This window comes from Bacillus sp. AR8-1 (assembly GCF_008042345.1).
Classification (GTDB): Bacteria; Bacillota; Bacilli; order Bacillales; family Bacillaceae_G; genus Bacillus_A; species Bacillus_A cereus.
On the sequence record NZ_QNUB01000024.1, the window covers coordinates 45,108 to 71,974 of the forward strand.

Sequence of the window (26,867 nt, forward strand, 5' to 3'; positions counted from 1 at the left end):
GCATTTCATGTTTAATTTACAAGAAGATATGTATGAACAATTGAAAGAGAAAAAAGGGACAGTTACAGTATTTTTAAAGAATGGCGTTCCAGTACGTGGGAAGATCCTTGCAATAGATAAATTTACCGTCCTAATGATGGTTAATGGTAAACAACAACTAATCTACAAACAAGCAATCTCTACACTTGCTATGTAATACATACTGAGGTACCGCCAACATTTCGGAAAAAAAACACGCTAAGAGTATGCAAGATTTTATGCGAAAAATAGGGAGACATAGGGAAGCCAAAAGGCACTCCAGAATAGGAATGTATAAAAAGATGCATAGGGTCATAGAAAAAGAAAAAGGCGAATCCCTTGTGAGAGTAAGGGGACGTCTTTTTCTTTGCTATCGATAATAGGACGTTATGTTAACTTAACTTGTATACAATATACAAATCAAATCACAAAACATATTAGTTCTTCTAAATGGTACAATAAGGAAAAAAGGAGGGCTAAATAATGCCTTTAGAAACCACTATTTCTTGCATCATTATTGCAATAATTATTGGTGCACTATTTGGAGGGATTATACGTATAATTCGGCATACCAGCAATCACAAAAAGCAAGAATCAGTTGAGCAAAAGTTAGATAGGGTTATTCAACTGTTAGAAAAACAAAATAAAGATTGACCCTCCAAACAGAGGGAGTTGTTGTTGAGATGAAGAAAAGGAAGGGAACATAAATGGAGTTGTATCGCAGTAAAATTAGAGAATTGCTTGAATTCAATAATCAAAGGAAATATTTCTATAAAGAGAAAGAAGAAGCCATTCAAGAAGTTGAAGAGAAACTTAACGTAACGCTTCCAGACAGTTACCGATGGTTTCTAAAGGAATATGGAGGCGGAGGTAATGGTCTATATGTGAATGATTGCAACGATATTTTGCATTATCATGACAGATTTAAGACCTTCAACATTCCGAAAGGATATATTATTATTGAGCATTGCGATGAGTATTCCTATTGTTTAGATACGGAAAAAATGATGAACAATGAATGTCCTGTTGTAAACTGGAGTGCCCATGAAAAAGGTATCTATCCAGCAGCGGACAATTTTTACAAACACTTATTAGAGAAAATTGAAAATGCAATTGAAAATGAGTGGTGGGAAGAATAATATATAACAAACCACAACACAAGTACTTTCAAGAAATACAAGCAGAATTACTTCCGTTTTCGATAATTATGTAAATAAGCTGTCCATATGGACAGCTTATTGTATTTTTGGCTTAGCGTGTTTTTTTTCCGAAATGCTGGCGGTACGCCAGAAAGATAAACACATTTAAAAACATTGTAGAATTTATGACAATTAACAGTAGATTTCTTAATTTCTATATATCTTTTTATCTTAAATATGACATTAACAAAAAAAATTAACATATTTCTAGATGCATATATGTAATAAAACATAAAAAACTAGTTAATTTTATCCAATAGTGACTGATTAAACGGAATATTGAGTATTTTCCGTCAATTAGATATATTAATAGCATAATGCTAAATCTATTAAGAGAGGTGGAATATTGATGAAATCATATAAAAAAATGGCTGTAATGATGCCATTCGCATGTATGTTAAGTATAGGAGTAGTAAGTATGCCTACTACTTCTTTTGCAGATGCTACAAAAAGTACAATATTAAATGTTAATACAAAGAGTGATAATATTTATAATGAAGATAAGTTTATACAAGATATAAAAGATAGAATGACTCCAGAAGGTACTGCAGCTAATCCAAATACTGCAACTAAATATGTATCTAAGCCCGAATATCATACTGATGTTAATAACTTAGATATAACAGCACATTTTGATAGTTGGGGACCTACACAACAAATAGAACTACTATCATACAAAAATGATGGATTAGTAGACCAAACATGGTATTCTCCTGAAAAAAGTATCAAAACAACAGAGTCTTTTACCTATTCAAACCAAGAAGGGGTTAAATTAGGAGTATCTTCAAAATCAACGTTAGCAGTTAAAATTCCTTTTGTTGCTGAAGGCGGTCAAGAGATTACACTTTCATCTGAATTTAATTATACTCATACAAGTTCTAACACATCTACTCATGAAGAACAAATTATATTTAAATCACAGCCTGTAATTTGTAAGGCTGGTTATACCACAACATATTTTGGTATAGTGAAAGCCGCTAATTTCTCAGGAACATTTAAAACAAAATCAAAAGTTCATGTTCCGAAACTATCCTACTATGATCAAAATGGATATGGATGGACGTGGCAGGAATCACGTCCTAATTTTTACAATTCAAAAGTGTATTATTTACTTACGAATGGTTCAAAACCAACACCATCATATTTAAACTTTGAATCTTATGTACAACCAGATAATAAAAATATACAAATACCAGTAGTAGATATTCAATCTGAGTTTAGCGGTGAAGGTGGTCATTATTCTGAGATATATGTTAAAGCAACTCCAATAGATGCACCAAATAAATCTATTACACTACCCCTTAAAGAATATCAAAATAGAGTAGCCAAAGGATTACCATTATAATAAGAACTAAATTTATATATGCTACAATCGTTTATATTTTGTTATTTCCTGTTGCAGAATCCTTGTTATAAGGATTCTTTTTTTGTATCAAAAATCTACAAAGAAAAAAGATAAGATCGGGAACACAATCTTATCTTTAGCACAAGGAGTAAACAAAGGGAATAACCATCATATTTTTATTATAATTTATTTTTTGTTAATTTTGAATATTATAACTATAATTAGCAATTATATCTATATTGAGAAATTTTTTGCAAAATTAGTTATAAAATGATTCAAAACTCCAAAGTAAACTTTTACCCAAAAGTTTACTTTCAAATTAGAAAAGATTAGGTCCTCAATGGGCTTTACCTCATATAAAATTTTAATCTTGCCTAAGCATTCATTAGGATATACAATTGATCATCTATTTTTCTTTACATAATCTCCAGATACAGTCCATATCAACTATAGATTCTTGCCTTATGCTAAATGTAATCAAAAAGCAAGTAGATAAAGATAATGACTAAAACATTAACTCTAGATACTTTTTTGATGAATATTACAAATAAACAGGAGGTAATGAAAAATGATTAAAACATTATTAGCAGGAGCATTTTTAAGTACAGGATTATTAGCGGGTGGTGCAATTGGTGCAGATGATGCGAAAACGGACAATTTAAAGTCAAATGAAAATTCAAATCAAGTAATTACACAGAGTGCAGATGGAACAACGTTTTCCTCACAAAACTTTGATTTACCTAAAGATGCAGTGCCAGCATCTAAAGGAGATGTAAAAACTGTTGAAAAATCAGAAGGTACAGGTACAGATTCTCAAGAAGGAAAAATGGTAGAAACAAAAGAAGGTACAGAATCACAACCTGGAAAACATGCAAAAACTGTTGAAAGAACAGAAGGTACAGGTACAGATTCTCAAGAAGGAAAAATGGTAGAAACAAATGGAGGTACAGAATCACAACCTGGAGAACATGCAAAAACTGTTGAAAAATCAGAAGGTACAGGTACGGATTCTCAACAAGGAAAAATGGTACCAACAAATGAAGAAAATTAAATAATATATAGTTATAACGAAGAGCATCCAAAAAGGGGTGCTCTTTTTATATTATAGGGATCAACTAGTTTTACACAACATAGAGCTGTAGGAGGAAATGAGGATTAGAACATGGGGTACTGTTTCTTCAAATTATGGTGTTTAGAGCACTAGTTTTGGTGGTAACGTTACAATACAAACATTTTGTTAGAGATTTTTTAAATTTATATAGACTCTAGATAGCCTACATATAAACTTTAGATACTTGTTTTATGATACAAGTAATCAAACAAAAGGAGGGGGTTACAACAGTATTAACAGGGCACTCTTTTAAGTACAGGAGATTATTAGTAGATGGAGAAAATGTTGAAGATGTACAGACAGATAAAAACATATTCCATATAAATAAAATGAATTGCAACAAGCTAAAAGTACGGTTCTAAGAAGTTTGAGTTATAAAAAGAAAATAGATAAGTATAGTGAAAATAGATAAATTGACAAGAGAAAAGCACTTTGTGTATATCACAGGTGCTTTTTATTTTGATCTAGGACTTGAATTAAACTTTTATACTAAAATATATATAGGAAAAGGTGGAAGTTCATTGCACAAAATTATTTATGGAATATTAATTTTAATTTATACTTTGTATTCATTTTTTGTAAGTGATGGAAGTGAAGTAAGGTTTATTATGGTGTTAACTATAGTACTTATCTTTTCTGTGGTTTTAGAAAAAAGGATTGATTAAAGGTCGTTTTTTTAACACTTTTTAAAGATATCTAATGTAAATTATTATCGATTAGTTTACTTTCATTTGCTTTTAAACAGTGACTTTAATCTGTTTTTATTAATATTCTTAAAATAGATAAAAAAGTATACATTCAAATCATTGAAAAAAAGGGATTTAAAAGCAGATGAATAAAAAGAAACATTTAATTGATGTACAACCACTTCGAAGCAAAGAACAGCTCGAAGATATGAAATGGTCTCTTAAACGTCATTGTTCAGATTGTGATTACATTTTTATTTCTAATTGGTATTAATACGGGTTTACGTGTAAATTATTTACTTAAAATGGAAAAGAGTGAAATTTTAAAACTGAAGCGAAAAAAACGAAAAGAATTTAAAGTGAAAGAAGGCAAGACAAAAAAGGAGCGTATTATAAATATTACATCCATTTTTGAGGAAGTGTTGCCATACGCTGAAGATTTAAAAAGTACCTGGTTATTCCCTTCAAGAAAAGGGGATCAACCCATTAGTAAGAGCCAGGCTTATCGACAATTGCAGAAAGCCGGAGATTTTGCCGGTGTAGAATCCATTGGTACTCACACCATGCGCAAAACCTTCGGCTATTGGTTCTATAAACAAACAAAGGATATCGCTATGTTACAAGAAATATTGAATCATAGTACACCGCAAATTACCCTAAGATACATTGGTATTAATAAAGAAGAGAAAAATAATGTACTTGATACATTTCAAATCTAATTTTAATTTTTTCTTATAAAATAACGTGTTTAATATAAGGGGGGGTACTAAGCCTTTTTAAGCCCTTATATTAGATTATTAATTAGACATTATCTTTTATTTAATTACTCTAGTGTCAGTCGAAAGTGTTTTGAACTCAACTGGAACATTTTTCGTCTCTAGTTTTACTGGATTTCTAGAATCAGTAATGTCTGTAAGAGTTCTAGTTAGACGTGTTCCAAACTCAGTGCTAAACTGGCCAATACCTGTAGTCTTAATTCCAAATCTATCGTTTCCTACAGCTGAATCTCTTATGACTTTCTCAAATCCTTGCTTATCAGCTGCAAGTCCTTGTACTGAATATAAAAGTTCTGGTGACATCGGCTGATTATTGTAATAATAAGTAACATCACCGTAGAGATTTACATCAATTTTATTCTTTCCTGAAACCTTAACTTTTTCAAATACATAATCAACTTTGTATTTTTTCCCGGCAGGAACTGGGACTTCTATTGAAGGAACAGTAAATGATCTTTTCTCCTTTTTTTCATGAGTGTCTGAAGTAGACATATTATATTCAACACTAGAAGACCTTATAGTTATTAATTTTTAGAGGAAGCATCCGTAGTGGATGCTTTTTTCTTTGCTATATAAAATTTATATAATAAATGAGAAATTAACAAAGCAGACAATTGAAACCCGAAACTCAACTATCCTCATATCTCACAAATTGATTCATAACTAAAATAATTAAACAAACATTTATTTAATTTTACACAACTGATTTCTTCATCTATAAATTTCTTAGCGTACAAATTTATTAAAATGATATGGTGATCCCAATTAGAATCACGTTCTTTTTAAAGTACTGATATATCCGGGTTTAGGTGATTAGTTATAACTGTCCGGAGGTTTTTGTACCAGAATACAATGTGTTAATATTTCGACATTTTTTTATGTTTTATTCGTTTTTTTATAATAAATATATTAAAATCTTTTTTTTCATACATTTATTTGATTATTCATCTTATTAAGTGAATTGAAATGCATCCACTTTCTTATATAAATGAGCATCTTTATGTTAAATTGTATAAATATGTGTAAATAGATAATATGAATATACAGGTAATATCTATTACTTGTATATTCATATTTTAAGTATCTAAAAATATAGCGGAGGGATATTATGAAAAGGGGACAAAAACAAAAAACAAAAAATTTAGTGATGATAACTGCCACATTATCTATGTTTGCTACTGGAATAACACCCTCATTAGAAGTCTTTGCGGAAGAGCAAGCGAAGCAACAAAAATTATCCGTGTTAAAAAATGAGGGATCAGTGAAAGTGGAAAATCGGGTGTTTACTGTTCAAGGGAAAGGTGACGTTAAAGCACTGTCGCAACAGGATAGAAGAGCTGCTTCGTTTAGTCCTTTTGAACCTACTGGTTTGTATGCGAAACCAAATGAAGAAATTACTATTGATGTAGAAGGAAATAATGAGATTACCGCATATATTGGAGCATTTTCATACAATAGAAATTCACAAGGAGAAGAGTTAGTAAAATCATTTACTCTAAAACCTGGTACAAATACGATTCGATACGATGGCGGAGGAATGATATATTTTTATAACAAACAAGAAAATGGGACAATTCGAACCACTATTCAAAAGGGAGGTACCCCCGTTCCTTACTTTGAACTTGGAAAACATACAAAACAAGATTTAATTGATATGCTTAATCAAAATCCGAATTCATTTGCAGTCGAATTAAAAGGAGAGCGTGTATTGATTACTGCTACTCCTGAACGTGTAAAAAAATACTTGCTAGGTTCTAATACAGACCCGGCCCAATTATTGAAAAAAATGGATGAAGCTACTAGGATTCAAGATCGAATGTCTGGATTAACGGAAGAACAAGTAGATAAACATTATATTCATTACGTAGAAGAAAAGATCAAATCTGGCTATTATGTACGCAACTGAATATAGAACAGCGTATGTAGGAGATGCCATTCAATATGTATTAGATATCAATAAATTTACTAAGGATGGATGGGGACCTTGGCATGAAGCTGGACATTTGAGACAACAGGTTCCTTGGAGATTCTATAATATGGGCGAAGTTCAAAATAATATTTACAGCTTAGCCGTAGAAAAAGCATTTGGGCAACCGTCTCGTTTAGAAGAAGAAGGGGTTTATCCTAAGGTATCTAAATATTTAGCACAAGAAAATAAGGATTATGATGAAATTAATAATGTTTTTGTTAAACTGGCTATGTTATGGCAATTACATCTAGCGTATGGAGGAGACTTTTATCCGAAGTTGCATCAGCTATATAGAGACATGCCTTCAAATGAGATTCCACAAACTGATGAAACGAAAAAACAATTATTTATGATTTCAGCATCAAAGGCAGCAAAACAAAATTTAATTCCGTTTTTTGAGAAATGGGGATTACGTCCAAATAATGATACAATCCAAAAAATAGCGTCACTAGGGTATCCAAATTTAACGGCTGAAATTTGGGAAAGTACAGATTCTAATCCGATTAAACCAGATACACCGAATTCTTCGAATGCTTTAGAAGGAAGCCAGTTTGCATGGTCGTTGAAAGGGATTGGAGATTTTGAATTTGCGAAAGTAAATTTAAATAAATCAACAGAAGAAATGCAAATTGATTTAAAAGCAGGTGTACCACACAACTACTTTGATAGTACATATGTAAGCATTAAAGTGCAAAATACATCAGGTAAAGTGGTATATAACAAAGAGGTGTATGGAAATAAGCAACAAAATGCTGAGCAAGCAAAATTCCCGGTAAAAGTAGGGGATTTTATTGAGTTTACACATTTAGAAGGTGCGGGTAGAGCTATTATTACAAATATGGAAAAAAACATTCAGGAAAGTTTTGGATTTAAGGTGGTGTATGAGATTACAAAAGAAGGGTTGAAGAAGGTAGATAAAATTGTTAATCCGAAACCAGATACAGAAGCTCCCACACAACCACAAGGATTATATGCAAGCAACGTTGCTTCTAACAGTGTAGAGCTAAAATGGAACCCTTCTACAGATAATGTAGGTGTAAAAGAATATCAGGTACTACGCGATGGACAATTGATTCAAACAGTACAAGGAACGACATTTACTGATCAAAACTTAACAGCTAATAAGGAATATAAATATGCAGTGAAGGCTGTAGATGCAGCTGGAAATACATCAATTCAAAGTAACATTCTTCCGGTAAAAACAAAAGATCAAAATGTATCTTATGAAAAATGGGATCCGAGGAAGGCATATACAAAGGGAGATAAAGTAGAACATCAAGGGAAAGTGTATGAAGCGGTTCAAAATCATCAAGGAAATGGTGACCCAAATTGGATATTCGCTTTGGCATTATGGAATCCATTGACATAGCTGTCTGATGGCATGTCCCATAACTTAAGAATTCAGAATTACTCCAAAACGAAAAAATGAGCTGACTTCTCTGAGTAACTATCTGTAGAGAAAGAAGATTTTCATCTAGGAGTCTATTCAAACCTTAGCTTGATGATGGTGTGGAGGTACCCCAATGAAAACTATAATATAAGTAATTCTTTTTACGGTTTATATTTTGTTATTTCCTGTTGCAGAATCCTTATTATAAGGGTTCTTCTTTTTATATTGTGAATCAACAAATAAAAAAGTTAAAAACTATATTATTATTCATTTGAATATAGACAAGTTTTGTATTGTTTTATTATTCAGTTAATTAAAAGAGCCTAAAACGGTAGGTGTTACCACCAATACAACTGTTCTGGATATTCCGATGCGTGAAGTGAGGGGAATACATTTGTTAGCTAAAAACTAGCATCAAAAAAGCCTGTACAGAAGCACAGGCTAGTTGTTACACATATCGGTAACTGAATTTTAACAGCTTTTCAGAAAGTTAGCTATTGAAAAGTAAAAAAACGCTCGATGGCAAGGAGCGCTGTAGAGAAAATATTCCCTAAAATTAGCTAATTTTATTATATCATAAATTTTCTCTCGGTAAATAAGGAGTGAAATCCTATTTAGATAAAAACTAATCAAAAATCGTCCTTCCGACGTGGATATGGAAGAACGTAAGAAACGAAAAAGAAGCAAAATTGAAGGCGACATAGCGGTATGCGAAAGAGAAATGAATTAATGACATTAGTAGATAGATGAAGACGTGTTGCTACTCCTGTAAAGATAGTAGAGGGTACTACAATGAGAGATTCTCTAGTATCTCATTGGGGTACCAAGCATAACTTGCCAAGCAAATAATAAATTATGCCTGTTTTATATAATTTTCGCAAAATCACTTTGACTCATTAATTATTATCATTATAGAATAATAAAAGGAAATATTTTACTAGCAGTTAAATGTTTAGGTATATCCTTTTTGTAATTATAAGGAAGAAATTCAAGTTAAGACTGAAACAGTAAGTTAGGAAAACAAAACTGACGCAGCAGAGAATGCAAACAATGAAGAAACTTATGAAGGTCTGTCTATTATTGAAGAAAAATATTTAGTTGAAAAGTGTATTGAAAGGGTAAACTCCTCGATAAGTTTCATCCCAGCAATAAACCTCATGCTCAAAAACAAAAGGTAACTCAATTATCAAACTCATATAAAGTTTCAATCTTGTCTAAATACCCATTAGGATATACAACTGATTATCTATTTTTCTTTACATAATCTCCAGATACAGTTCATATCAACTATGGATTCCTGTCTTATGCTGAATGTATTCCAAAACAAGGAGGCCCACTCCGAGATTACACGATTTACGGATTTATCGTTAAAAATTGGTCTGAAACAAGTGTGATTTCTACAAAGCTTTCAAAGTTCATTGGTACGAGTCAAGAGGATTATTATGCCTTTTCATCTTTAAATTTAAAATGGCTTGAGCTGAAACAACAAAACAGATTACTTTCTATTTCAAGTGTAATGGTGGGGATTGTATTTTTCGTATTTACGCTAAGCTTTTTATATTTCCGTTTATTTACTGATTTAGAACGTGATCAAGAGCAATATCAGATGCTTTCAAAATTAGATTTAAGACAAAAAGAGTTAAAGCAAATTGTGACAAGACAAATGATAATTCTATTTTTCTTACCGATAGTAGTAGCAATGGTTCACAGCAGTTTTGCATACCTGACTTTTCATCAATTAGGACAAACAGTGAGTAAGGAAATGTCTGTTCTACAAAGCTCAATTGTTGTATTAATAATCTTTATTTGTATACAAATGATTTATTTCCTTATTATTAGACATCATTATTTAAAAAGCATATGTACAAAAATGTATTCATAAAAAAGATAAACAAAAAATTCAAGGTGTATACTCAATCATTAATTATGCTTGCATATGCACCTTGAAAGCAAGGTTGATCCAAGTGCAGTTGGAGATCAGGGCAAGTCTCTTGGACTGTTTCAAATCGGTCGAGGTGGATTAGCACCCAGAGATTGAACGAAGATTTGAACAATGCAGAAACCAATACTCGAATTGTAATATCTAATATAACAAGTGCATATAACCGTGGTTTACAGAAAAGTTTAAAAGGAACATATATGTTGTTAATAGATTAAGTTGGACTGGAGATAAGGGTGTTCAATGGACAGAGAAACAGACAAACTATAACAAGGGTTTAGAAAACAGTTTTAAAGTGCTTTCTAAAAGACAATACAAATTTTTAACGATTATTATTTTATAATTTATGCTTAATTAAATACGAAAATTCTCTTCAAAAGATACACAGATTGACTATGTACTGTTTATATCAGGAATGTAACGAAACATAAGCACAATATGTACAATTCTCCAACTGCGCTAGTATGGTGATTTTTATTAACGGCAAAATAACTTTTAAAATACGTAAATATGTTTATGTGAGTCAATAAATTTAATAAAATCTTAAAAAATTTTTTAGATAAAATTTCTTTTTTCTTTCTATATTTATTCTATAATTTATGCATAAATATGAAAAATGCTTTTAAAAGATCCACAATTTTCTGTAGTGTTTATATCGGAAGTTTAAAGAAAAGTAAACAAAATATATTTACTTCACTCACTACACTAGTATAGTCATCTATATTAATAACAAAAGCTATAATTTACAAGGAAAACACCTTATGAGTAAGAGAATAAACGAATTAGAATCATATGAGGACTAGCGGCTATAACAGTTGTATTTGGACATTTTTGTTTAATGATACCATAATTTGGAGATGTAAATTTTCTTATTTTGGGTATTTTCTTTTCTTGGCTTGATTGTGATGGGATCTTACCCCTTTTTAGTAGACAAAAAGAAAAAGACTAAGTTATCAGTGTGTTTTGATATTCAATTGGGGCACACTGGTTTAATTTTTTTGTAACTGTGGAACAAATTTATTACTTAGATTGTCTATTAATTGTAATCCTAAAAATATAGGCGAACAGTAATAATGGGGTGATTTCTGCTAAAAGTAATGTGATAAGAACAATATTTAAAGTTAGATTACCTAAAAAAAAGAGTTCAAAAATTTAAAGTTTACCCTACTTTTTATTTTAATAGTTCCTTCTACCCTATACGTATATATGTACAATTCTCCCACTACACTAGTATAGTGGCCTTTATTAACAGTAAAATCTACAATTTACAAGGAGAAGACTTTATGAGTAAGAGAATAAAAGAGTTAGATTCTATACGGGGTTTAGCAGCTATTACAGTGGTAATCGGACATTTTTGTTTGATGCTACCATCATTGCCTAATTCTATAAAACTATCGCCTCTTAGGTTTTTATGGGCTGGTGGAGAAGCTGTAATCATTTTTTATGTACTCAGTGGTTTTGTGCTATCTATGGCACTCTATCATTCAAAAACAAATTATTGGGGATATTTAATTAAGAGATTTGTACGAATCTATATCCCTTATTATTTCTGGATATTTATCACCTTTGCTTTATTTATTTTATTTTCATCATATGAAGTTACAGGACTTCGAGATTGGTTCTATGATAAGTGGCAAGGGCCAATAACAAAATTAGATATTATCAATCACTTTGTACTTCTTAATAACTTTTTTACGGATAATTATAATCCGGTTATCTGGTCATTAGCTCAAGAAATGCGTATATCTATCGTGTTTCCCTTGTTATTCCTTCTATTTTATAAACAGAGTTGGAAGAAAACGATACTGTTTGCTATGAGCTTTTCTTTAATTAGTATTTTTCTTAATATGTTGCATATTGGGAAAGCTGAGGGATTTTATAATGGTTATGCCGATACACTGCATTTCACATCTATGTTTATGGTCGGAATGTTACTTTTTAAGCATCAGGAAAAACTTACCCACTTATATAGAAATATGAAAAATTTAAAAAGAAATCTTCTTATCACACTAGGAATCTTTTTATATGTATACTCTACTGGAATTTTGCTGATTTCTCGTAGTGATACTGCTTTCCTATTAAAGGATTGGGGTGTCGTAATTGGTGTTAGTATACTGATTATAATGGCCATGAATAATCTAAAGGTAAAAGAAATTTTAAATAAGAGTGTATTTGTATACTTAGGAGAAATTTCATATAGTATCTATTTATGTCATTTTCCAATCATGATGGTACTATTTAAACTTTTGTATACAAAAATACCTATCCTTTTCCTTCTTATCTTATGTATTACAATGACAATACTTTGTTCTATAGTATCGTATCATTTAATTGAAAAGAAATGTATCAATTGGGCAAAACAAAGAACAAAAAATTTCAAAAAAAAAGTGTAATACTTGTAGGAGGAAGGAAACGATTCAAAAAATAAGCCGCCTTGAAAAATCCACAATTCAGGTGGTTGTTTTTTCTTTAAATTCCTATATTAAACTTTACACCTAAAAAAATAATTTTGAGTCCAAAAAGGTACGGATTTTTTATAGGAGGAGGAGTAATGTATGAAGCATACGATTAAAACACGATTTATTATATTATTCTTTATTAGTATTTTAGGTTTAGGAACCATGTCTGTAATATTTTATGTTAAGCATAAAACCAATATTCAAAGAAATAAAGCGATTGCTACCGAACAACGTTTATTGCAATATGAGCTAACCGTGAAAAGAGAATTAGAAAAATATAATTTAGAAGGTAAAACAGCAGTTTTATTAGGAATTATGTACCAAGAGAGTAGAGGTGAGGGAAACGACCCTATGCAGTCTTCTGAATCACTGGGATTAAAGCCAAATGAAATTCAAGAGACAAGCTTGAGCATTAGACAAGGGGTCAAACACTTTGCTCAAATGTACAAATATGGAACGGAAAAAGATGTTAGCATGGAGACAATTATTCAAAGCTATAATATGGGACCAGGGTATATTGATTTTATTGCTAGTCAAGAAGTTAAACAACACTCGGAAGATTCGGCCAAAAATTTTTCTAAGATGAAAGTTGATCAAAATCCAGAGATGTACACTTGTGGTGGAAATAAAAAAAATTTTAGGTATCCATATTGTTATGGTGATTTCACATATGCAACAAGGGTGAATGAAAAAGCAAAGCTTATTGAAGAACTTCTCCGAAAAAATTCAAAGAGTAATTCAGAAAAATTATAATGTAAGAATTTTAAGATTCGTGTGAGGTATTTATTAAACCAGGTCATAGTGATACCCGTATTCTAAAAATGGTCTGACTACATTCCTGGTTCAGATGAGTTTGGAGTGACTCATGCAAAGTAGGCAAGACTTAAAAAGCACTCCACCAAGTCACGAGAATTTAGGTTTTACCGTAGGTACCATTTCACGTTCAACAAAATAATATTAGGCTCATAATGTCTCCATTTAAATAAACTTTCCTTATCCACACTAATCAGTCACCTTTTAAAGTAGCCTCATAAGTATGGATAATTTTGAGAATGTTCAATATCTCCTTATTATTGTAAAATTATATTAATAAATGTTAATGTACACATAAAAAACAGGATAGTTCCTATAAAAAGTGAATACCACAATGTCTAGGGGGTTGAAATGGTGGGGAAAATAGTTTTTTTAAAAAAATTAGATAAGAAACTAATATTCATTTTATTCATATTATGTATCACCAGTATTGTTGCAATATACAGCAGTCAGCAAACCGGGCAATATGGTAACCAAAATTTTGCTATGAAACAAATGGTAAATTACGCCATAGGTTTTGTTCTATTATTAATTGTTGCCAATATCGATTTAGATCAATTACAAAAATTAGCTTGGCCGATTTATATTGTGGGGTTCATCTCAATTATCATTTTAAAGGTATTACCAGTGTCAAGTTTTACACCTGAAATATTAGGGGCAAAAAGATGGTTTAGATTTCCAATTATTGGTGCTATTCAACCAGCTGAATTTTTTAAGCTTGCCTTAATTCTTCTGGCCGCAAGTTTAGTCGTAAAACATAATGCACAGTATATGGCACGGACATTTCAAACTGATTTACTTTTGATTGGTAAAATATGTTTGATAACTATTCCACCTGCGTTACTTGTATATAGTCAACCCGATACGGGAATGGTGTTCCTATATATAGCAGCCATTGCATGTATTATATTTATGTCAGGAATTCAAAAAAAGTTAATCGTACTATGTGCAGGAATTCCAATGGCTGTAATGTCTGCTTTAATATTTATATACGTAAAATATCCAGATATTTTCTTCAATAAGTTAGTTACTTTATTAAAGCCTCACCAACAATCGCGAATTTTAGGCTGGTTAGATCCATTTCAGCATACAGATCAGGGATATCAAACTCAACAATCACTTTTAGCTGTAGGTAGTGGAGGGACAGAAGGAAAAGGCTTCGGTTCTGGAAATGTTTATATTCCAGAAAAACATACTGATTTCATTTTTGCCACAATTGCCGAAGAAGGCGGTTTTATAGTTGCCACTTTGATAATATGTATATTCTTCTTAATGCTTTCCCGAATACTTATAATTGGTAATTCCGCAGATAATTTATTCGGCACCTTACTATGCGCAGGAATTGTAGGCGTTCTAATGTTACAATTTTTTCAAAATATCGGTATGATTGTGGGATTAATGCCTGTCAAAGGTATTGCACTTCCATTTTTATCATATGGCGGAAGCTCTTTATTTTCGAACATGCTAATGATGGGGCTTATTCTATCCACACGAAAAACATACAAAGAATATATGTTTTCAGTGAATCAGCACTAAATATCAAATAAGAAGTACTTATACCTTAAACTATTCGTAGAATAATACGAGATGAATAAAAAAGGTTACAGAGCTATAATCAAGTATTGTTAATAGACAGAGGGAGGAGAATAATAAACATTCTTCTCCCTCTGTCTGTAATTAGGGTTTGCATTATAAATATACGTTGTAAGGAATTGCTGGAATGAGTTTTAAGGTTACAAAGGAGGAGCACGCACATTTTAACGTTTTTATACGCTAAGGGATTCTCAAAACTCCATAACACGAGTTAAATTAAGAATCAAATTACATCTAATTTGATTCTTAACAGATTGGCGTCATAGATTACTGAATAAAAACAGAGGGTTTTATCTCTGTGTTTCTTCAAATTTTCATTTTTGAATATATGCTTGAGCATGAATAATTTCTTCCTGAAGTTCTTTTAATTCTTTCATAGATTCTGATTCAATAGTCATGTAGGTAGTAACTAAACTAATCATCATATCCATCTTCTCTACTATATTTTGAATGACCTGTTCAGATTGCTCTTTTTTAGGGTGTTGTATTGCTGTTAATACATCTTCCATATAATTGTTCTTTCTTTGCTGGATATCATAAATAAACTGTTTTGTGTTTGAGTTCAGTTGTTTTTCCTACTCTTTATATATATTTCTATTCCATCACATTTAAATGGAAAACATTAGGTTTAAATTTACACCAGCCTAATTGCTTAACGGAATCTATATACTTCTAAAGGGATGATAAATATATTTTTTTATCAAACTTGGAACTTTATCATGATTACTGTCCAATATATAGTGAAATCAATTTTAAGGAGGATGCCTATTTGGCTAGTAATGACAACATAAGCAACTGGATAGATCGTCTGTTATCCGGTGACGAAGAAGATTTTGAATATATATTTGATTTAACAATTCAGTGAATATATGACACCGTATTTGCTATAGTTAAAAATGGTTATGAAACAAATGAATTTGTAAATGAGGTTTACTTTCAACTATGGAAATCAATCTTAAAATATGATCAATCTAGGCCTTTTTATTTTGTTTGAATGGCATTGTCTATAAACAAATTAGTCAATGGTGTTTACATAAATAACTTTAGAGAGAAAAATTTTGTTATGGGGATGTATAAAATATTAAGTTGATAGGCAAGTGATGTTACCCTATTCCTATCAAGCTAATACTTTGATTGTTATTTTACCTATAAATTAGCCGTAAGTTAATTATTAACCCATAAACTTGCCGAAATTTTAATAAGAACCATAAAGGCAACTAGAGTTAAGGTGTTTTTAGCTAAAAAAACTAGAATATCAATAAAGCCTTCACTGAAAGATAGCACCAACAATAACCGAATTTCTTTCGCTGATCCTATAACTAAAAAGTCGATTTCCTGTACGCTAAGAAATCGACTTTTTAGTGAGTAACTTAATGTCTTTATTAGTAAGAAACTTGATTAAATTAAATCCAAAATATCTTTTGGGGAATTTAATATATAATCAGCTTTTTCAAAACCTTCTTTTGTCTTTGAACCCCATAAAGCGAGTGCGAATTTAACACCAGCACTTTTCGCACATTTCATATCGTATATTGAGTCTCCTATGTATACTGACTCATCATTAGGAACATCTAATTGTTTCAAACAAGCTAATAATGGTTCAGGGTGTGGTTTGTGCTTATCCGTATCACACGCACAAATTATATGTTCAAAATGATCGCTTAGGCCAAATGGCTCGAACTCGTCTATTAATTCTTGCTTAGTTTTTGATGTAACAATCCCTAGCTTTAATTTACTAAGGGATAACTCTTTAATAACGTCCTCTAATTCTTCAAACACCGAAACTTCATGGGAAAAATCTAGTACAGATTTGCACCATTTCGGATGGACAACGTCTATATTTTGTACATCTAATTTTTTTAAGGTTACTTTTCCAGGAATTCCTAATGCAAATCGTAAATCCTGTAACGTATAATCTTCCTTTAGTTCGTCTTTTAAAACTTTTTGTAAGGATTTTAATATTGCTTTTTCTGTGTCTAAAATTGTGCCGTCTACATCAAAAACAAGAGATGTAACCAAAATAAATCCTCCCTATTTTTTAATCTTCACTTGTAATTACTACTTCAACACCGTTTTCTTTCAAAGTATTATATAAATCATTAGATATAACTTGATTTGTAATGAATGTGTCTATAGATTCAAGAGTTAAACCCTTATAATTTCGTCGCTGATTCCATTTAGTATGATCTGCCACTAAAATAACTTGATCAGCATGTTTTATTAATTCACGCTTGAAATAAATATCTTCTTCAAAACCATAGTATATCCCGTCTTCTGTAATACCTGCAGTTCCAATGAATACCTTGTCAAAGTGATAATCTTTGAGTTTTTCAGTGGTCGAAGTCCCCGTAGTATGTCGAGAAACCTTATTTAAAGTTCCTCCCAAAAGGTGAATAGTCGTATCTTCAGATTGAGCTAACATATAAGCAGTATCAATAGAGTTCGTCACAATAGTTACGTTCTTTGATTGTAAATGTTGCGCTACAAAGTTGACAGTTGTTGAAACGTCTAAATAAATCATGTCATTGTTTGCAATTATATTTGCAGCTTTCATTCCAATCGATTTTTTCGTTTCTAATTCAGTTTGTGACCGTACTTGATAAGTATTAATTTTCTTATGAAAAGTAGCTAAAGCCACTCCGCCATAAGTTCTAACTATTGCTTTGTTTTTTGAAAGTTTTACTATATCTCTTCTTGCAGTATCTCTTGAGATATGAAACATTTCACACATTTTTTTTATATTCATAGTTTTATTTGTTTCTAAATAATTAAGAACTCGTATCAATCGCTCTTCTTGATTCATAAGTAACCTCCATAAGAATATATTAAGTTAAAGTAAGTTATTATGCAAGTTAGTTTAAGTTATAATGTACGATAACGCTCCTATAATTAAGTGTTATTAAGTGGATTTGGTAAAACCTTATTTTTAATGCCTTTATAATATTAAGCGATTTTATAATGGATTTAAAATTTTATCGTTGTAAGCATAAATTTGCCAAAGTGGCAAGGTTATGGTCTAAATCACAGTTTATATGTCCAAATTTAAAAGGTTACTTGCAATTATCTTGAAGTTTTTGCACCAGAAACTCATATAAACTCCACATATCTCTAGACAATCCTCATATAAACTCCAGATTAATACAATACTATGGCATCAAGGAGGTTAGAGAACATGAATTTTATCAAACGATCATTTTTGAGTTTACAATCAAGAAAGGGAAAGTCACTTATATTACTTGCTATTTTTCTAGTTGTTATTAATTTGGTATTCGCTGGTTTTACGATTCAAAGTGCATCCAGTAAAGCAACAGATTTGGCTAGGCAACAATTAGGAGCTGATATCAACTTAAGAATCGATATAAATAAGTATTTGGAAGAACAAAACAATAATCAAAATGCTAATGAAGCGAGAAAGGTACCAAGTATCGAAAAAAAAGAAGCTGATAAATTAAAGAACTCTAAGTATTTAGATCACTATAATTATCTAAAAAGTGCTATTGCTGAGCTGAAAGAGCTTCATAATGTCGAACCATCTGGAGGAGCTCAATCATTTGGTCCAAATAATAATTTAAATTTCACTTTACAGGGTGTTAGAGACTTTTTTTCATTAGAAGCTGCTCAAGACAAAAAATTAAAACTTATTGAAGGAGAGGGAATTACGTCAAAAACAATAGGAAAAAACGTTGCTATGATTGAAAAAAAACTAGCTGAAAAAAACAATTTAAAAGTGGGTGATAAATTACAGATAGGTGAAGTAATGGATGAGGAACTTACCACGAAAGAGCTAGAAATTATAGGTATATATGAGTCTAAAGAAGAGGTTCCATCTTTTGGAGGACAATCTTTTGCTTTATTAGAGCCTGCTAATCAAATATATGTACCGTATTCTGTTATGAATTCACTGGAAAATGCAATCTATTCATTAAAGGATCCTAAGGATATTGATGCATTTAAAGAAGAAGCAAAAAAATTGGGGTTACCAGCGTACTATGAATTAGATGCACAAGATAACGTTTATAAACAGATGATTGGTCCAATCGAAAATATTGCATCTTTTTCGAAAACGATTGTAATTATGGTGTCTATTGCAGGTGCAACGATTTTAGGATTAATAATTATGCTCTCTATTAAGGAACGTAGAAAAGAAATTGGAATTTTGTTATCTATAGGCGAGAAAAAGTGGAAGTTAATGGGTCAATTACTAGTTGAGGTATTATGTATTGCTGTATTAGCTTTTGGTTTATCTTTAGCAACAGGAGAGAAAGTTTCTCAAAAAGTGGGTGATAATCTTTTATCTAGTGAAATAGCAAAGAATGAAGATAAACCGGAAGATCCTATAGCAAAATTAAGTGGTAACCCTGCTGCAGACGTAGATCCGGTTGATAATATCGATGTAAGTATTTCAACTGAAGATCTAGGAAAAGTAGGGGGGATTGGATTAGGAATCGCTATGCTAGGAACGATTCTTCCGGCATTATCCATTCTTCGTTTAAATCCAAAACAAATTCTTTTAAAAGATGAATAAGGAGGCTCGATATGGAGACAATTTTACAGTTTAAAAATATCAATTATCATTATGAAAGTAATAATAAGAGAACTACAATCTTAAAAAATGTAAATTTTTCTTTTCAAACTGGAAGTTTTTATACTATCTTAGGGCCATCTGGTTCAGGAAAAACAACAACTCTTAGTTTAGCCAGTGGATTAGACGTTCCAAAAAGTGGATATGTCTTATATAAAGGAACGGATATACGTAAAATTGGTCTCGACTCCTATCGAAATCAGTATGTATCAATTATTTTTCAATCTTATAATCTCATTACTTATATGACCGCACTTCAAAATGTTATAACAGCAATGGAAATAACAGGAGTCGATGTAAAAGATAAAAAGATAAGAGCATTGGAGCTACTAAAAAAAGTAGGATTGACAGAAATAGAAGCAAAAAGGAATGTGTTACAGCTTAGCGGTGGTCAACAACAACGTGTCGCAATCGCTCGTGCATTATCTTGTAATGTAGATTTGTTAATTGCAGATGAACCGACTGGAAACCTAGATCAAGAAACGTCTATGGAAATTATTGAGTTGTTTAAAGAGTTAGCACATAAAGAAAATAAATGTATTATTGTTGTGACTCATTCACAAGACGTAGCCAAACAGTCAGATAAAGCTGTTTATCTACAAAAACAGAATTTAGTTGTACAAGATGTTTCTTGAAAAATGAATGTGTTTACTTTAGAGAAAACAAAGAATGAAATAACTTCAAAGTAACTGCAAGTTCAATTTATACATTTTTTGTAAATAATAGATGCTACACCTAAGAGAGGAATGAAGAGAACATGGATTAAGGTAGTTGTTTGCAGTGTCCTGGTTATAATTGGTATTTCAATAGGATATGTAACACATGTTTTTATTCAAGAAGACATAAGTGAGTCTAGCCAAAATCAAGTAAATACTTTTCAAGATGAGATAGGATCGAATCAAAGACAACCCTCATTTATTGAAGGTGGGAATTCAGGATTCGGTACTACTAAAGAATATAATGAAGGAGAAGTGGAATCTAAAGACCCAGAAAGTAATTAATAAAATATAACTTTTTCTAATAAGTCAACAACCGGTTCCTTAACATATAAGGAACCGGTTAATTTATATACAAAATATGTATAAATGTCTAATTTTATTTATTTACACTTGCGTACTTATTTGAGTAAGGTGATGAATTTAATTTTTGTTTTTTTACATGTATGTGACTATTATCCCGATGATGAGCAATCCACAGTTGTACATCTAATAAAGAAAGAATAATGTTTGTTTCAAGTGACATCTTGATTAGCTCTTTCTAGTGTTATTATGTATATATACTATCGCATGCACCTGAAGCTGATATGAAGTAAAGATAATTTTCCTATGAATTTTTTATGTCTCTACATAAGCTCCAGATAGCAAGGCTATAATGACTACCAAAGAAAAGCTTCCTTTGTACAAAAAATTTCACCGTATTTTTTGTACAAAAACCTCATATATTTAAGCATAATTTATTGGGAGGTTGATTATGAGCATGTATTTAAAAATACAAGAAAGTGCGAAGCGTATAAATGAATTGACTAAGCATCAAAAGAAACTAGAGCGCGAAAAAAATATATTAAAAAGTGAGTTTTATAGATTGTTGAAAGAAAATAAAAAATACAAAGATACTCCCGAAGAGATAAGAACATTGGATAATTAGTCTCAATTTAAAGTTTCATTTAAATTTTAGTCAACTGCAGAAGTATGAAAATAGTATAACTTCAGTACTTGGTTAGCTATAAGTATTTTGATACTATATTTATTCGTAAATTTGACACAGCCTTTTATGATATATACATGCTATACTTAATTGCATAGTAAATAAATTGTATCCCAGTACATTACTTACTATTACTAGTACCCGAAAAACCTTAATATGATACGGTAAAAGGCCTCTTTTCAACGAGAAAAGAGGCCTTTTTTCATTAATATTTAGTTAAGTATATGCTATGAATTAAAAAGGAAACTTTATATTAATTTACATTTCTTTCATAGAGTTAAGATAAGGATCATATATTATAACAACATGTTACATTGAAGGGGTGAATATATGATTTCATCGTATTCGGTAAGTTATATTTTAGTCACGGGTAATACTGCTATAAAAAAGGTAGCTAAAGTTCATGCATCCTCAGAAGTTTTTGCTGTTAATAAGATTAAAAGAGAATTAGAACGTAGGTTTTCAAAGCCAACAAAAATTGAAGTTTTTCCGGTTTAATAAAACGGTATAAAAAGAGGAATCACTCTTTGTTTTCTTATTAATTAATTTGTAATTATTATGGATTAAACCTCATATTTTTTAATTAAATTTCCAACTACATTTAAAAAGAGTTCTTTTATTTTATTTCCATCAAGCTAACACTTTGATTATCAGTTTACCTATAAATTAGCCGTAGGTTAATTATTAACCCATAAACTTTGCCAGGAATTTTAATAAGAAGCATAAAGTTAACTAGAATTAAGGTGTTTGATGCTAATAAAATTAGAATATCAATAAAACCTTCACTGAAAGATAGCGCCAACAATAACCAAATTTCTTTATTAGACACGAGCTTGGTTAAAGTAAATTCAAAATATCTTTTGGTTTATTTAATACAAAATCAGCTTTTTCAAAACCTTCTCACCTGAAATTGATTTTACATAATCTTAGCTTGATAGCTATGTGGCGCTACCCCATGCCCATCAACTTAAGGTATATTTTTATACAAAATGCGGTCTTTCCATATAGCTTTTTATTATCTTTTATAGATTTTATAAAAGTGGGCATATCAAATAAACCCTGACAGGCTTCAATTTTTTACTATGCTACATGATGAGTAGAAGTGGTATAATCATACACAACACCCAAAATATCAAAGACTGTCTTTTTCTCATATCGATGAGATTTTCGTCCGTTGTGCTGTAGGAGGTTAAACAGACGAAGGAGAACCTTTGATAATTCTTGGGTGTTTTTGTGTAATGCTTGGTAAAAAAATGAAAAATAATCCTTAATTATGTACATCGCTTTATATTCACTTAGCTCTTTCTGTTTCTTCCGTAACAGGAGTTCTCGCATTTTAAACATGGTAGAAGAACATAATAGAATACTAATGAGTTGCCCATAAAGGTGACATTCTAATCGTTCTTGTTTAATAGATTTACAACGATGAATTTGAAACCAAGATTTCCATATTTTAAATAACAGTTCAATTTGCCAACGTAGTGAATATAAATCATAGATTTTCTCTTTTGGTACCCATTCCGTAGGAATGTTTGTCATATATACCGTAATACCTTGTAAAAGCTTCGTACGCTCTGTATAAGTAATTCCTTTTTTCTTTTCGCGAATAGCTCGGTCACGTAGGCGTTTCTGTTTTTGCTCCTCGGTACATCTATAAACCACAATGCGAGTAGGTAGTTTGTCTTTACTCCCTACATAAACATCATGTAATTCATACACTTGGCCAGGTTGTAATTGTGTCATGATGTCTTCCAAATGAATTTGTATATATACCGGTCTCAATTGAGTGGGCTTTGTTTTAAATACAACTGTTTCGAACTTTTTTCTGTATATTTTAGTTGGTAACTTAAGACGTGATAAATAATATCCTTGCTTGTCTTGAATAGACTTAAAGTCTTGTAAACGAAAATATCCTAAGTCACGAATATATAGTTCATTCTTTTGTGCCATACCTGTTCGAGTCGCACTATATGCCTGATCACTTCGTTTTCCTGGTTCAATTTCCACATCAGAAAATTCCCCACTCAACAAGTCATACTCTAGTTGAATTTTCACACCAGCTTTATGACTGCATCCTCCGGCACCAGGATAAGTAGCTGCGAATCGATCTGGAACTTGGAAGGTTGTAGAATCAAGGATGCGAATGCGCTCAAAGTAAGCTGAAAGAGAATGAGAAATCTTAGATAAACCTCCAATTTTAGCTTGTAGAAGTGTAGTAAATGCAGTTCGAAAGAAAGCTACAGAGACTGAGTTAAAGCGTCGATTAAGTCCCTCCGGACTTAATAAAATTCCTGTTGAGGTTTCTAACTGACTACAAAGTTGAGTAAGAGAGGTAGTAGCGACTTGTTGATTTAACCATACACACAAAGATAAGAAATGGTGCCCATGGCACTTACGTTTTCGTTTCATCCCGCCTGCTTCTATAGCTAATTGATTAAGTGTAGCGGGAGACATATATCGATATAACTCTTCGGCAAATAAAGATAACTCTTGTTTTTGGTGGATATTCATAAAAAGTACGTCACCCTTTCTCATTAATATAAGAGAATAGTAACGTGCTTTTAACTCCAAAAATAGTCTATATACGGATTTGGAATAAAGTCACGAAGTTTAAAAAAGACGTGTTGTTTTAATAAGGTGCAACGCTTTTGCTCGAGATTACTTATCTAGAGCTTGTTTTATTGAACTAACAGGGCAGGTTACTTCAATAAAAAGAGGGGTTTTAGTGACAAAAGCTAATTCTTATTGCTATAAACAATTATATAGGGGAGTATTTACATTGATAAATTTTTTTAAATATAACTGGCAAGTAAGAGACGAATGGTTTGAATGGTGTAATCAACTATCAAATGAAGAGTTGATAAAAGAGCGAACTGGAGGAGTAGGAAGTATTTTATATACCCTTTTTCACATTATTGATGTTGAATATAGTTGGGTTCGTGGTATTCAAGGCAAAGAAGACATAGTAGTTGAATTTGCTGATTATGATACACTTGAAAGGGTTAAATCTCTTTCAGATAGATTCCGGAATGAAATAGCTGAATTTCTCAAAAAAAATTTAGATGAATTAAAAGAGAAAGCTGTATGTGTTGCTTGGGATGAAGATAAATATACTGTTGAGGAAATATTACATCATATAATTGCTCATGAGATTCACCACATTGGTCAACTCTCTGTTTGGTCAAGAGAAATAGAACTCAACCCTGTACCTGCTAACTTTATTGGAAGAAAGTTTAAATCCATTCATTCTTATTAAACTAAATGGTGCGTTAGTGGTATAAGGAAAATTAAATTAATCAGACTTTTTTATGAAAAACAGTTCTGGAAAATAAAAGAGAGCCATCGTTTTGTTCAATTACTGTTTAAAACAATGGCTTTTTATATGCATTGAAATTATGGGTTTAGAATGATTTTTTAACCAAACTTTATTTTAAACCAGCACAAAATCCTTAAGTTGATGGATGTGTGGCGCTACCCCTATATAAAGTGCTTCACTACGTTACGTTTGAAAAATTCATATTTGATTACCAAACACACTAAATGCTTAAATGGGTCTACGTCCGCTCGCTAATAAAAAAACATAGAGTTACATCACTTTGTTAAATAAAGTTAGTACCCTTATTTAGAAAACTCTTCAATACTTTCGTAAGCAATTAATACCCCTTTACTTTTTGCCACTCAAAATCATTGCATTTCCTAATACTTTTTTATTTAATAAAAGCTTTGGTAATTTCATTTCTTCAGCAAGCTTGTAGCTATTCAATTTAGATATATCGAGTTTCTCTAGGTTATTTAAGAACTCTTCTGTATCCCCAAATATTTTTTCATCCATAAATAAATCTAAGAAGATAAATTCACCACCAGGTTTTAATACTCTTATAGCCTCTTTAATTAATTCTATTTTATTGTTTGTATCTTTCACTTCATGAAATGTTAGGCAACTTACAACTATATCAAATGCATCATCCTGCAAAGGGAGCCCAGCGGCACTTGCTTTTAAAAAATTAACCCTATCAGATACACCTTCTATTTTAGCATTCTGTTGACATTGCTCTTGTGAGTATTCCCAATTCTTCCCCCAATAATCAATTCCAGTTAAAAAGGATTTAGGGAAAGTCATTGCAAGTTTAATAATCAATGACCCACTACCTGTTCCAATATCTAATATTTTTCCTTCTCCATCCCAATTCACTTTTTTAACAATTAAATCATGTATTTTTGATTGGTAATCCTCTCCGAATGCTGCGAATTGGTAAGTAGAATAAGAAAGTATAAACGTTATATAAATAAAAGGCATCGCTAAAACCCCTGATAGGATTCGCAGATAGAAAGTAATAGGCAATAATGTTATCAATAGAAGAATTATTGAGCTTATCAAAAATACAATCAGTTTTTTCATTCGAATCCAAGTCTGATATTTAGTTTTTTTTCTCATTAGCACCATTCCTGTATATTTTTCACATATGGTTTATTCGTTATAAGATACTTTTATCTATCCCCTCCTATAAGATTATTTTTTAGCTATTAACAAATAATTGGTTATAGGTTTTAAGCAATGCTAAAGCCACTTCAACTCATTTTCATAGCTCTATACGTTGTCTGGACTTGAGCTCTGCTGAATTTATTTATATTTTCATAGCATTTAATATTATGAATAATATCATCATAATTTAGATTAGCCGAAAACTCAACTCAAAAAAATTTGCAAATTTGCCCTAGGTTGTAACTAAATCTAAAAATCTTTGTACTAGTATTACCTATTTACACAATGGCTGAGTGAATATATATGAAATTGGCTGGTTTCTATTCTAAATATATACTCTATTATATAGATAAATACAAATAGATTAGGGAGTTACTAGTAATATGAAAGAAATAGAAATTATAAAATCAATCGAAAAAATAGCCATTACATGGCAAGGCGCAACAATTAATATTCCATTAAAAGATATAATTGAGGTTAATAAAAATAATACGTTAAAAAATACTGACAAAGCAGTAGAAATTGGTAATAAATTTAAAAATTCAGAAGCAATCTTTATTAGAACAAAAAAATTAAATTATATATTATTTACAACTAATAAATTAACACTTCTAAATGAAATCAAGTTTTAAATTATGAAAGGGTATACTAAATTACCTAAAATACAACCTATTTATAGGGATACTTGGCGAATTACTAATGAACATTTATGTGAATAAATAAAAATAAACAGACAATAAAACGATTCTAATTATATAAAAAATACATAACTATAAGTGGTGTTATTGAATCGCTTTAAT

General features: G+C 31.0%; 22 protein-coding genes and 6 pseudogenes. 21 read left to right on the forward strand and 7 right to left on the reverse strand.

All coding sequences use genetic code 11. The features are described 5' to 3' along the window. Positions 1-7 precede the first annotated feature (7 nt). From hfq to DN400_RS18690, 7 genes and pseudogenes are all read left to right on the forward strand, one after another. Entirely contained in the window at positions 8-196 is a 189-nt protein-coding gene (gene hfq, locus DN400_RS18655) for an RNA chaperone Hfq (protein ID WP_147801825.1), read from the forward strand. A 305-nt stretch (positions 197-501) separates the two neighbouring features. Next, positions 502-672, forward strand: coding sequence for a DUF4083 family protein (locus tag DN400_RS18660; protein WP_147801826.1), 171 nt, complete (start codon positions 502-504; stop codon positions 670-672). 53 nt (positions 673-725) lie between these two features. Continuing rightward, a complete protein-coding gene (locus tag DN400_RS18665; protein ID WP_061668069.1) occupies positions 726-1,157 on the forward strand; it encodes an SMI1/KNR4 family protein in 432 nt (143 codons plus the stop codon). Positions 1,158-1,566: 409 nt separating this feature from the next. Then, a complete protein-coding gene (locus DN400_RS18670; RefSeq protein WP_147801827.1) occupies positions 1,567-2,562 on the forward strand; it encodes an ETX/MTX2 family pore-forming toxin in 996 nt (331 codons plus the stop codon). 568 nt (positions 2,563-3,130) lie between these two features. Continuing rightward, positions 3,131-3,613 carry a hypothetical protein gene (locus DN400_RS18680; RefSeq protein ID WP_147801828.1) on the forward strand — a complete coding sequence of 161 codons (483 nt, stop codon included), beginning with the start codon at positions 3,131-3,133 and terminating at the stop codon, positions 3,611-3,613. Positions 3,614-4,071: 458 nt separating this feature from the next. Beyond that, entirely contained in the window at positions 4,072-4,338 is a 267-nt protein-coding gene (locus DN400_RS29705; protein WP_147801829.1) for a hypothetical protein, read from the forward strand. 166 nt (positions 4,339-4,504) lie between these two features. Then, positions 4,505-5,078 (forward strand): annotated as a pseudogene (locus DN400_RS18690) (tyrosine-type recombinase/integrase). A gap of 96 nt (positions 5,079-5,174) precedes the next feature. Here the strand turns inward: DN400_RS18690 and DN400_RS18695 are convergent. Further along, the gene (locus DN400_RS18695; RefSeq protein ID WP_309523891.1) at positions 5,175-5,660 is read right to left on the reverse strand and encodes an ETX/MTX2 family pore-forming toxin; all 486 of its coding nucleotides are present in this window, start codon (positions 5,658-5,660) and stop codon (positions 5,175-5,177) included. Between the two features lie 583 nt (positions 5,661-6,243). Between DN400_RS18695 and DN400_RS18700 the strand changes: the two are divergent. The 5 genes and pseudogenes from DN400_RS18700 to DN400_RS18725 all read left to right on the forward strand — a co-directional run bounded on the left by DN400_RS18700 (position 6,244) and on the right by DN400_RS18725 (position 13,645). Next, positions 6,244-8,473 (forward strand): annotated as a pseudogene (locus DN400_RS18700) (M60 family metallopeptidase). A gap of 1,342 nt (positions 8,474-9,815) precedes the next feature. After that, a pseudogene (locus tag DN400_RS18705) lies at positions 9,816-10,376 on the forward strand (ABC transporter permease); the annotation flags it as partial. 63 nt (positions 10,377-10,439) lie between these two features. After that, positions 10,440-10,776 (forward strand): annotated as a pseudogene (locus DN400_RS30155) (transglycosylase); the annotation flags it as partial. Positions 10,777-11,716: 940 nt separating this feature from the next. Beyond that, positions 11,717-12,826, forward strand: coding sequence for an acyltransferase family protein (locus DN400_RS18720; RefSeq protein WP_000044177.1), 1,110 nt, complete (start codon positions 11,717-11,719; stop codon positions 12,824-12,826). Between the two features lie 162 nt (positions 12,827-12,988). After that, on the forward strand, positions 12,989-13,645 hold the full coding sequence (locus DN400_RS18725) for a lysozyme family protein (RefSeq protein WP_098205431.1): 657 nt from the start codon (positions 12,989-12,991) through the stop codon (positions 13,643-13,645). Between the two features lie 170 nt (positions 13,646-13,815). Here the strand turns inward: DN400_RS18725 and DN400_RS18730 are convergent. Beyond that, positions 13,816-13,893, reverse strand: a pseudogene (locus tag DN400_RS18730) (IS6 family transposase); the annotation flags it as partial. A gap of 163 nt (positions 13,894-14,056) precedes the next feature. Here DN400_RS18730 and DN400_RS18735 point away from each other — a divergent pair. Beyond that, positions 14,057-15,241: an FtsW/RodA/SpoVE family cell cycle protein gene (locus tag DN400_RS18735; RefSeq protein WP_098283009.1), complete on the forward strand. Its 1,185-nt coding sequence runs from the start codon at positions 14,057-14,059 to the stop codon at positions 15,239-15,241. A gap of 371 nt (positions 15,242-15,612) precedes the next feature. Here the strand turns inward: DN400_RS18735 and DN400_RS18740 are convergent, their stop codons facing one another. Next, positions 15,613-15,864 (reverse strand): hypothetical protein, encoded by a 252-nt coding sequence (locus DN400_RS18740; protein WP_097946301.1) that lies wholly within the window; start codon positions 15,862-15,864, stop codon positions 15,613-15,615. A 203-nt stretch (positions 15,865-16,067) separates the two neighbouring features. Between DN400_RS18740 and DN400_RS18745 the strand changes: the two are divergent. Then, a pseudogene (locus DN400_RS18745) lies at positions 16,068-16,324 on the forward strand (sigma-70 family RNA polymerase sigma factor); the annotation flags it as partial. A gap of 372 nt (positions 16,325-16,696) precedes the next feature. Here the strand turns inward: DN400_RS18745 and DN400_RS18750 are convergent. Both DN400_RS18750 and DN400_RS18755 read right to left on the reverse strand, forming a co-directional pair. Continuing rightward, positions 16,697-17,317, reverse strand: a complete 621-nt coding sequence (locus DN400_RS18750) for an HAD family hydrolase (protein ID WP_098205436.1) — start codon at positions 17,315-17,317, stop codon at positions 16,697-16,699. Positions 17,318-17,336: 19 nt separating this feature from the next. After that, positions 17,337-18,101, reverse strand: a complete 765-nt coding sequence (locus DN400_RS18755) for a DeoR/GlpR family DNA-binding transcription regulator (protein ID WP_147801830.1) — start codon at positions 18,099-18,101, stop codon at positions 17,337-17,339. Positions 18,102-18,470: 369 nt separating this feature from the next. On the opposite strand from DN400_RS18755, the gene DN400_RS18760 reads away from it, so the two are divergent. The 5 genes from DN400_RS18760 to DN400_RS29590 all read left to right on the forward strand — a co-directional run bounded on the left by DN400_RS18760 (position 18,471) and on the right by DN400_RS29590 (position 22,082). After that, positions 18,471-19,823, forward strand: coding sequence for an ABC transporter permease (locus DN400_RS18760; RefSeq protein WP_147801831.1), 1,353 nt, complete (start codon positions 18,471-18,473; stop codon positions 19,821-19,823). 11 nt (positions 19,824-19,834) lie between these two features. Then, positions 19,835-20,515 (forward strand): ABC transporter ATP-binding protein, encoded by a 681-nt coding sequence (locus DN400_RS18765; RefSeq protein ID WP_097946307.1) that lies wholly within the window; start codon positions 19,835-19,837, stop codon positions 20,513-20,515. 111 nt (positions 20,516-20,626) lie between these two features. Further along, positions 20,627-20,881, forward strand: a complete 255-nt coding sequence (locus DN400_RS18770; RefSeq protein WP_147801832.1) for a hypothetical protein — start codon at positions 20,627-20,629, stop codon at positions 20,879-20,881. A gap of 469 nt (positions 20,882-21,350) precedes the next feature. Continuing rightward, positions 21,351-21,524, forward strand: a complete 174-nt coding sequence (locus tag DN400_RS29585) for a hypothetical protein (RefSeq protein WP_000063204.1) — start codon at positions 21,351-21,353, stop codon at positions 21,522-21,524. Between the two features lie 390 nt (positions 21,525-21,914). Further along, the gene (locus DN400_RS29590; protein WP_000625961.1) at positions 21,915-22,082 is read left to right on the forward strand and encodes a hypothetical protein; all 168 of its coding nucleotides are present in this window, start codon (positions 21,915-21,917) and stop codon (positions 22,080-22,082) included. 582 nt (positions 22,083-22,664) lie between these two features. On the opposite strand, the gene DN400_RS18775 is transcribed toward DN400_RS29590, so the two are convergent. Next, complete coding sequence (locus DN400_RS18775; protein WP_147801833.1) at positions 22,665-24,095, reverse strand: IS4 family transposase; 1,431 nt, start codon at positions 24,093-24,095, stop codon at positions 22,665-22,667. A 268-nt stretch (positions 24,096-24,363) separates the two neighbouring features. Here DN400_RS18775 and DN400_RS18780 point away from each other — a divergent pair, with 268 nt between their 5' ends. Further along, on the forward strand, positions 24,364-24,840 hold the full coding sequence (locus DN400_RS18780; protein WP_033667686.1) for a DinB family protein: 477 nt from the start codon (positions 24,364-24,366) through the stop codon (positions 24,838-24,840). A gap of 408 nt (positions 24,841-25,248) precedes the next feature. Here DN400_RS18780 and DN400_RS18785 read toward each other — a convergent pair whose 3' ends face one another. Beyond that, positions 25,249-26,019, reverse strand: a complete 771-nt coding sequence (locus tag DN400_RS18785) for a class I SAM-dependent methyltransferase (RefSeq protein WP_147801834.1) — start codon at positions 26,017-26,019, stop codon at positions 25,249-25,251. 431 nt (positions 26,020-26,450) lie between these two features. Here DN400_RS18785 and DN400_RS18790 point away from each other — a divergent pair, with 431 nt between their 5' ends. Then, complete coding sequence (locus tag DN400_RS18790; RefSeq protein ID WP_000658334.1) at positions 26,451-26,699, forward strand: SunI/YnzG family protein; 249 nt, start codon at positions 26,451-26,453, stop codon at positions 26,697-26,699. The last annotated feature ends 168 nt before the right edge of the window (positions 26,700-26,867 follow it).